This window comes from Mycetocola sp., assembly GCF_046716805.1.
Classification (GTDB): domain Bacteria; phylum Actinomycetota; class Actinomycetes; order Actinomycetales; family Microbacteriaceae; genus Mycetocola_A.
In genome coordinates, this window is the sequence record NZ_JBKJWH010000014.1 from 1 (window position 1) to 6,368 (window position 6,368).

The 6,368-nt window shown below is 64.6% G+C and carries 9 protein-coding genes; 8 read left to right on the top strand and 1 reads right to left on the bottom strand.

The annotated features are described in order from the left end of the window. Positions 1-57 precede the first annotated feature (57 nt). The 4 genes from ACLQ62_RS01125 to ACLQ62_RS01140 all read left to right on the top strand — a co-directional run bounded on the left by ACLQ62_RS01125 (position 58) and on the right by ACLQ62_RS01140 (position 2,635). The gene (locus tag ACLQ62_RS01125; RefSeq protein ID WP_411719820.1) at positions 58-204 is read left to right on the top strand and encodes a hypothetical protein; all 147 of its coding nucleotides are present in this window, start codon (positions 58-60) and stop codon (positions 202-204) included. A 119-nt stretch (positions 205-323) separates the two neighbouring features. Next, positions 324-638 carry a hypothetical protein gene (locus ACLQ62_RS01130; RefSeq protein WP_411719821.1) on the top strand — a complete coding sequence of 105 codons (315 nt, stop codon included), beginning with the start codon at positions 324-326 and terminating at the stop codon, positions 636-638. Between the two features lie 132 nt (positions 639-770). After that, the gene (locus tag ACLQ62_RS01135; protein WP_411719822.1) at positions 771-1,103 is read left to right on the top strand and encodes a hypothetical protein; all 333 of its coding nucleotides are present in this window, start codon (positions 771-773) and stop codon (positions 1,101-1,103) included. A gap of 209 nt (positions 1,104-1,312) precedes the next feature. Then, positions 1,313-2,635, top strand: coding sequence for an ABC transporter substrate-binding protein (locus ACLQ62_RS01140; protein ID WP_411719823.1), 1,323 nt, complete (start codon positions 1,313-1,315; stop codon positions 2,633-2,635). A 45-nt stretch (positions 2,636-2,680) separates the two neighbouring features. Here ACLQ62_RS01140 and ACLQ62_RS01145 read toward each other — a convergent pair whose 3' ends face one another. After that, positions 2,681-3,694, bottom strand: coding sequence for a hypothetical protein (locus ACLQ62_RS01145; protein WP_411719824.1), 1,014 nt, complete (start codon positions 3,692-3,694; stop codon positions 2,681-2,683). Positions 3,695-4,217: 523 nt separating this feature from the next. Between ACLQ62_RS01145 and rpsF the strand changes: the two genes are divergently transcribed. The 4 genes from rpsF to rplI all read left to right on the top strand — a co-directional run bounded on the left by rpsF (position 4,218) and on the right by rplI (position 5,955). Then, positions 4,218-4,634, top strand: coding sequence for a 30S ribosomal protein S6 (gene rpsF, locus ACLQ62_RS01150; protein ID WP_411719826.1), 417 nt, complete (start codon positions 4,218-4,220; stop codon positions 4,632-4,634). A gap of 5 nt (positions 4,635-4,639) precedes the next feature. Then, a complete protein-coding gene (locus ACLQ62_RS01155; protein ID WP_297358458.1) occupies positions 4,640-5,164 on the top strand; it encodes a single-stranded DNA-binding protein in 525 nt (174 codons plus the stop codon). Between the two features lie 63 nt (positions 5,165-5,227). Next, positions 5,228-5,491, top strand: a complete 264-nt coding sequence (gene rpsR, locus ACLQ62_RS01160) for a 30S ribosomal protein S18 (protein WP_090711605.1) — start codon at positions 5,228-5,230, stop codon at positions 5,489-5,491. An 11-nt stretch (positions 5,492-5,502) separates the two neighbouring features. Beyond that, on the top strand, positions 5,503-5,955 hold the full coding sequence (rplI, locus tag ACLQ62_RS01165) for a 50S ribosomal protein L9 (protein WP_411719825.1): 453 nt from the start codon (positions 5,503-5,505) through the stop codon (positions 5,953-5,955). Positions 5,956-6,368: the final 413 nt, after the last annotated feature.

A 6,368-nucleotide genomic window follows, 5' to 3' on the forward strand; every position in this document is an offset into this window, starting at 1 on the left:
TAATAGCCTGACAGGGGCGGCGCTCATCACCGTCGACACCTCGGCGCCGGTCGCGACGTGGCCTGGGCCCGAAGTGTTCTCGCTGCGCTCGAGGGCGGCGGAGTCGCCACCCTTCCCTCGGGCGAGATGGTCGACGCGGCCGTGACCGGCCGTGCGCGCCTCATCCCGGAAAGGGCAAGCGACGCCACGGCGACCGGGACATGACCAACGTGTGAAACTCTCACGTTTAACGTGTCAACCCCTCCCTAAGACCAAAAAATGACCCTAGTTTGAGTGTCTGGGGCGCCACATAGTCGTGGCACGAAGAAACAGGGGAGCAGTCAATGAAGACGTCAGAACACCGCGATAAGAACAATGCGACCTGGAACCTCCACGTGCATTTCGAAGCGGGCAAGGTCGACACCGATGTCGAAGTGTCGCTCAATCACCTTCAAAATGACGTCGAACGGGTGGTGGTCAACGGTCGTCAGATTGGGTACGTCCACCACGTCGAGCCGGTCTACGTCGCCCTCAGCGGCCCGGACCTTGGCCGAGCGGTCGAGGTGTCACAGAAGCTGACGCTTGAGCAGAGCATCCGCGACCTGCTGAACACGGTCCCCATCGAGGTTCTCGACCCGAGCTTGGCGCAGCGCGCCTGAAAGAAGTCGTGGTCGGCGGATTCCGGGGGCACGGCATCCGCCGGCCAGGACGCGGGGAGCCTGAGGTTGCCGGGAAAATCCGCGCCGCCGCAAGGCCTTGATGCCTGGATGCCACCGGCGTAGCGTCGGCGCATGACAAATAACGTGAACAACGACGATTACGTCGATCCTGTCCTGCCCGCCGACGAGTACGACGGACGTGAACCTGTTGTCCGGCCGCGAGGCAACGACGACCACAACGCCGACTACACGACGACCGGCGATCCCATCGATTCCCCGGAGCACCTCGCCGAAGAGAGCCACCCGCACGCGACGACGGGAAACCCGCTGACCGGTGAAGATGACGCTGAGGCCGGCGCTGATTACACCACCCCCGGTAACCCGATCACCTCCGCCCAGCACGACGCTGAGGAGGAGATCCCGCACGCGACCCCGGGGAACAACTCCGCGATTTCCCAGGACTGAACAGGGCAACATCCGCCCGTCGTGTCGCAGCAGGACCGCCGCGGATTTCCCCGTGGCGGTCCCGGTGCTCCCCGTGACGTCGGCCGCGTCGACCAGCGGAATCGGTCGAAGTTGCGCCCTTTGGCGCCCGAATCCGGCGCGGACTGGGGCGAGTATGGTCGCGACTGCTAGCCTCCAATCGGGGTACAACGGCAGAGAGAAAGACCCGAATGGCTCACCGATTCACGAAACTGGCGACGATTGTCGCGGCATCCGCCCTGCTCCTCACCGGCTGCGCAACCGGTTCATCGGATGTCGATCAACCCACGACGCTCTCGTTCCGGCTGTGGGACGAGACCGTCGCCGAGGCGTACGAGGAATCCTTCGCCGCCTTCGAGAAGCAGAACCCAGACATCACGGTCGAGGTAAACGTCGTCGACTGGGCGGATTACTGGACCCAGCTGCGCACCGACATCGCCGGTAAGACGATGGACGATGTCTTCTGGCTCAACAACTCCTATTTCGGCGCCTACGCGGATGCCGGCAAGCTGGTGAACATCGACAGGCTGTTCGGTGACGAGACCGCGGGTGTCTGGGAGCCGAGCGTCGTGGAACAGTTCACCCGTACCGACACCCTGTGGGGCGTGCCCCAGCTGTACGACGCCGGGATCGCCGTGTACTACAACACGGCCCTGCTGGAGAAGGCAGGGATCTCCCCGGATGATCTCGAGAACCTCGCCTGGTCACCCGACGAAGCCCAGGACACCTACCTGTCTGCCGCTCGAGCACTCACCCTCGACGCGGCGGGCGCATCCGCCGCCTCCGCTGAATTCGACGGCACCCCGGTGCAGTACGGCACGAACATCGCCTACGACACCCAGGCGATCCTGCTTCCGTTCATCGGGTCCAACGGTGGCGCCTTCCAGGAAGGCGACGAATTCGCCTTCTCCGACCCCCGGACCGTCGAGTCCGTCGAATACCTCGTGAACGCGATCAACACCGCGAAGGTGGCCCCGCCGGCATCCGAGACCAACGCCAACGGCGACTTCAGCCGCGATGCCTTCCTTGACGGCAGGATGGCGATGTTCCAGTCCGGGCTCTACAACCTGAAGAACGTCGCAGACGGTGCCGAGTTCGAGTGGGGCGTTGCGTCGATGCCCACCGGGCCGGACGGCCGGGTGTCTGTGACGAACGGTGTCGTCGCAGCAGGCAATGCCGAGTCCGGAAAGCAGGCGGCTATCGGCAAGCTCCTGACCTGGCTCGGTTCGGAGAAAGCGAACCGGTACCTCGGCGAGTCCGGTGCCGCCGTTCCCGCGGTGACGAAGGCACAGAAGGCGTACTTCGACTTCTGGGAGGGGGAGGGCGTCTCCGTGCGGCCGTTCTTCGAGGTCGTCGAGGGGGACAAGCGCATCTCAGCCCCGAGGGGAGTTCATTACGGTAAAGGCTTCGAGCAGTTCGACCCGATCTTCCAGGAAATCTTCGCGGGCACGATGGAGCCGTCCGCGGGCCTCAAGCGCGCGGAAGGCGCCGCCAACGCCGCCATCGCCGGCTGAGCGGTGCGCCCCTGGTGCGTGCGACTTCACGCGTTGCGGACCGGGTCACGCGGTGCGCCGGGTGTTCCGGTCCGAACGGGGTGAAGTCGTACCCAACCTGCGGCGGGGAAGGCCCGCGTCGAGGAGGATCCGCGTCAGCAGTGGTGCCCGCAGGGCGTCACTCCACAGCCACCGCGACATCCCGTAGCCCGCCGCCCGCATCAGGTCCTCACGTTTCTTCTCGGCCCAGACGATGTCCTCGATCGACTGCCCGTGCGTGTATGCGGCACGGGTGTATTTCGTGAAGCCGTCGAATTCGCCGAGCAGCCGGTGCTCGGGCCAGCCGACGTCTGCATGCCACAGCGTGCCGTTACGGTCGACGACGGGGAGCTGAAGAACCGGAGTCGGAAAGCCGCAGAGATGGATCTGAACGCGGCTGGCGGATTCGCCCGGTGAGCCGGACAAGTGCGACGCGAACGCGACCGCGGCGCGGGCCCGTGCGGTGCCCGGAGCGCGATCGAGCGCGTCGATGCGTTCCAGCAGCGTCGCTCGGAGCCAGCCGGCGGCATCCGTGGTGTGTTCGTCCTTGACCGCCCGGGCGAGCCCGGCGTCGAGGGTCGCCACAGCAGACATGAAACCCGACCGCCGCGCGAGGTCCAGCAGCGTGCGCAAACGGCTGGTCACCAGGATTCCGTCCACCTCGACGACGTCACCTTCGAGGAGTGGCGCGTTGTGCCACATCACCCCGCCGCTCGAGCTGCGCCTTCGCCCGTCGGAGCTGAACACATGCACGCCCTCAGGCCAGGGGCCGATGATGGGCAGATCCCAGATGGCGGCCGCCGATTCGAATCCGAAAACGGCGTCGCCCTTGCGGGTATCGATGACGGCGCGCATCCGCAACAGGTGGCGTTCGCGGCCTGCAAGCTCTGACCAGACCGATGCCGACACATACACGCCACGACGGACGCTCGTCAGGGTCCCAGCAGCATGCCCGCGTCTCAGTGACCGGCCGTCTGCCCCCACCAGCGAATCTGCTCGCGAGAGCTGAACGGCTTCGGGGTTTCGCAGCGGATCGATCATGCCGTCCAGCGTGGCGTGTGGCGAAGCATCCGTGCCCGTCCGGGTTCGAGATGGGGATCGCCGGCTGCGCACGCGCCGCTGTGGAGGACCTGCGAGCGGAGGCCGGTCGCCCGCTCCACTTCACTAGATCCGGACTGGTGCACTCGATACGCCGCGTGTATTCGTCCGAAGTACGTGAATCCGGTGGGCGAGTGCCTGACGTGGGTGCCGGGGGCCGTGGGCCGTCGCGCGCGCCGCTGTCGCGGCATCCGCTTCGTGGGTGCTCGCGCTTTCACACGTTGTGGACCGGTACACGCGGTGCGCCGGGTGTTTCTGTCCGCAGTGGGTGAAAAGACCGGGGGGCCGAGCGGATGCCTCCGGCTTGGTAGCGAGCGCCGCAGCGATCCGGTAAGCTACTCAGGTTGCCCGTATGTGCGCACTCTGCACCCGTACGTCGCAACGATGCTATTACCCTCCTGCCGCAGATCGTCTGCGGCCGTTCGAGTCCGAAGGAGGTGGGTTAGTGACGCATCAGTATGAACTCATGGTTATCCTCGACCCCGAGATTGACGAGCGCACCGTTGCTCCCAGTCTCGACAAGTTCCTCAATGTCATCCGCAACGATGGTGGAACCATCGACAAGGTCGACATCTGGGGCCGTCGTCGACTGGCTTACGAAATCAACAAGAAGACCGAAGGCATCTACGCCGTCGTCGACTTCACCGCCACGAGCGCAGCCACGGTTGAGCTCGACCGTCAGCTGAAGCTGTCTGAGGCCGTCATGCGCACCAAGGTGCTGCGGGCCGAAGAAGCCATCGCTCTGGTCGAGTCCGAAGGCAAGCGTGCCGAGGAGAAGGCAGCCCGCAAGGCTGCTGCCACCAAGGCCAAGGTGGACGCCAAGCCCGCAGCGGCTGAAGCGAAGGCAGTCGCCGACGCCAAGCCCGCCGAAAAGGACGCTTAGTCCCGATGGCCGGCGAGACCGTCATTACCGTGGTGGGCAACCTCACGTCAGATCCCGAACTGCGTTACACGCAGAACGGCCTGGCGGTTGCCAACTTCACCATCGCATCCACCCCGCGTAACTACGACCGTGCGTCGAGCGAGTGGAAAGATGGCGAAGCACTGTTCCTGCGCGCGAGCGTTTGGCGTGAATTCGCCGAGCATGTCGCCGGATCGCTCACCAAGGGTAGCCGTGTCATCGCTACCGGGCGTCTGAAGCAGCGTTCGTATGAAACGAAGGAAGGCGAGAAGCGCACCTCGATCGAGCTCGAAGTAGATGAGATCGGTCCCTCGCTTCGTTACGCCACCGCACAGGTGACCCGTGCGCAGTCCTCGGGTGGAGGCGGCGGCCGCGGCCCCGCAGCCGTCCAGCAGGACGAGCCATGGGCCGCCAGCGCTCCGACGGCCGCTCCGGCCGGCGGCGCGATGGCATCGGGCTCCGGCGACAGCTGGAACACGCCTGGTTCCTACGGCGACGACACCCCCTTCTAAACACTTCTCTGCCAGGGAGGGCGCTTCGGTTCCCTCCGCGGCAATACACCTAAGGAAACTCATATGGCTGGAAAGTCTAGCGGCGCAAGCCGCAAGCCTGTCCGCGGTGGCAAGGGCGGCAAGCCGCTCGCTCCCGCGAAGGCAATCCGCGTTGGGGTCATCGACTACAAGGATGTCCCCACCCTCCGCAAGTTCATCTCCGAACGCGGAAAGATCCGCGCGCGTCGCATCACCGGCGTCTCGGTTCAGGAGCAGCGTCTCATCGCACGTGCCGTCAAGAACGCACGCGAGATGGCACTGCTTCCCTACGCCGGCTCCGGCAGGTAAGGAACACCGACATGTCAAAACTCATCCTCACCCACGAGGTCACTGGCCTCGGTACTCCTGGTGACATCATCGAGGTCAAGAACGGTTACGCACGTAACTACCTGATCCCGCAGGGCTTCGGCATTGCGTGGAGCCGCGGTGCTGAAAAGCAGGTCGAGCAGATCAAGGCCGCGCGTGCAGCGCGCGAACTTGCCACCCTCGAAGACGCTCAGGCGCTCAAGGCAGCACTCGAGAGCACCAAGGTCAAGCTCGCCGTCAAGGCTGGCGCAGAAGGCCGTCTGTTCGGTTCGGTCAAGACGGTGCACGTGGCGGATGCCGTCGCTGCAGCAGGTCTCGGCCAGATCGACAAGCGCAAGATCGAGATCTCCAACCCGATCAAGTCGGTCGGCCAGCACGAGGCGACTGTTCGCCTCCGCGAGGACCTCAGCGCAGTCATCACCCTCCAGGTGGTCGCTGCCAAGTAGGCACGCTTCTCTCTGTGGCGACGGGCTCCGGCTCGTCGCCACAGCTCGTTAAGCGGCGGCCACTGCGGGCGGTCTGGGCCGAATTGCACCCCCCGAACTGCCACTTCTTATACCCGCAACAGCCTCCCGTCAAGGGTTTTTGTACACAGGCAAACAGTTCGGGACAGAAGCTTCAACGGGGAGTTCAGAGAATTTCATCCCCACAGCCTGTGGAATGCATTTCCGCGGGTCAACGGTGGTTTTCGTGGGCAAATTAGTTTGTTCTCCACAGGATTTCCCACAGGTTGTGCACATCGCGTGCGGCGTTTCGTACAATTCATCCACAGAGTTATCCACAGGACCATTTGTGCCCGCGACTGCTTACTCATAGTGTGAGGCAGCGCAGGTTCCCACCGGCGTGCGCAGCCTCATCC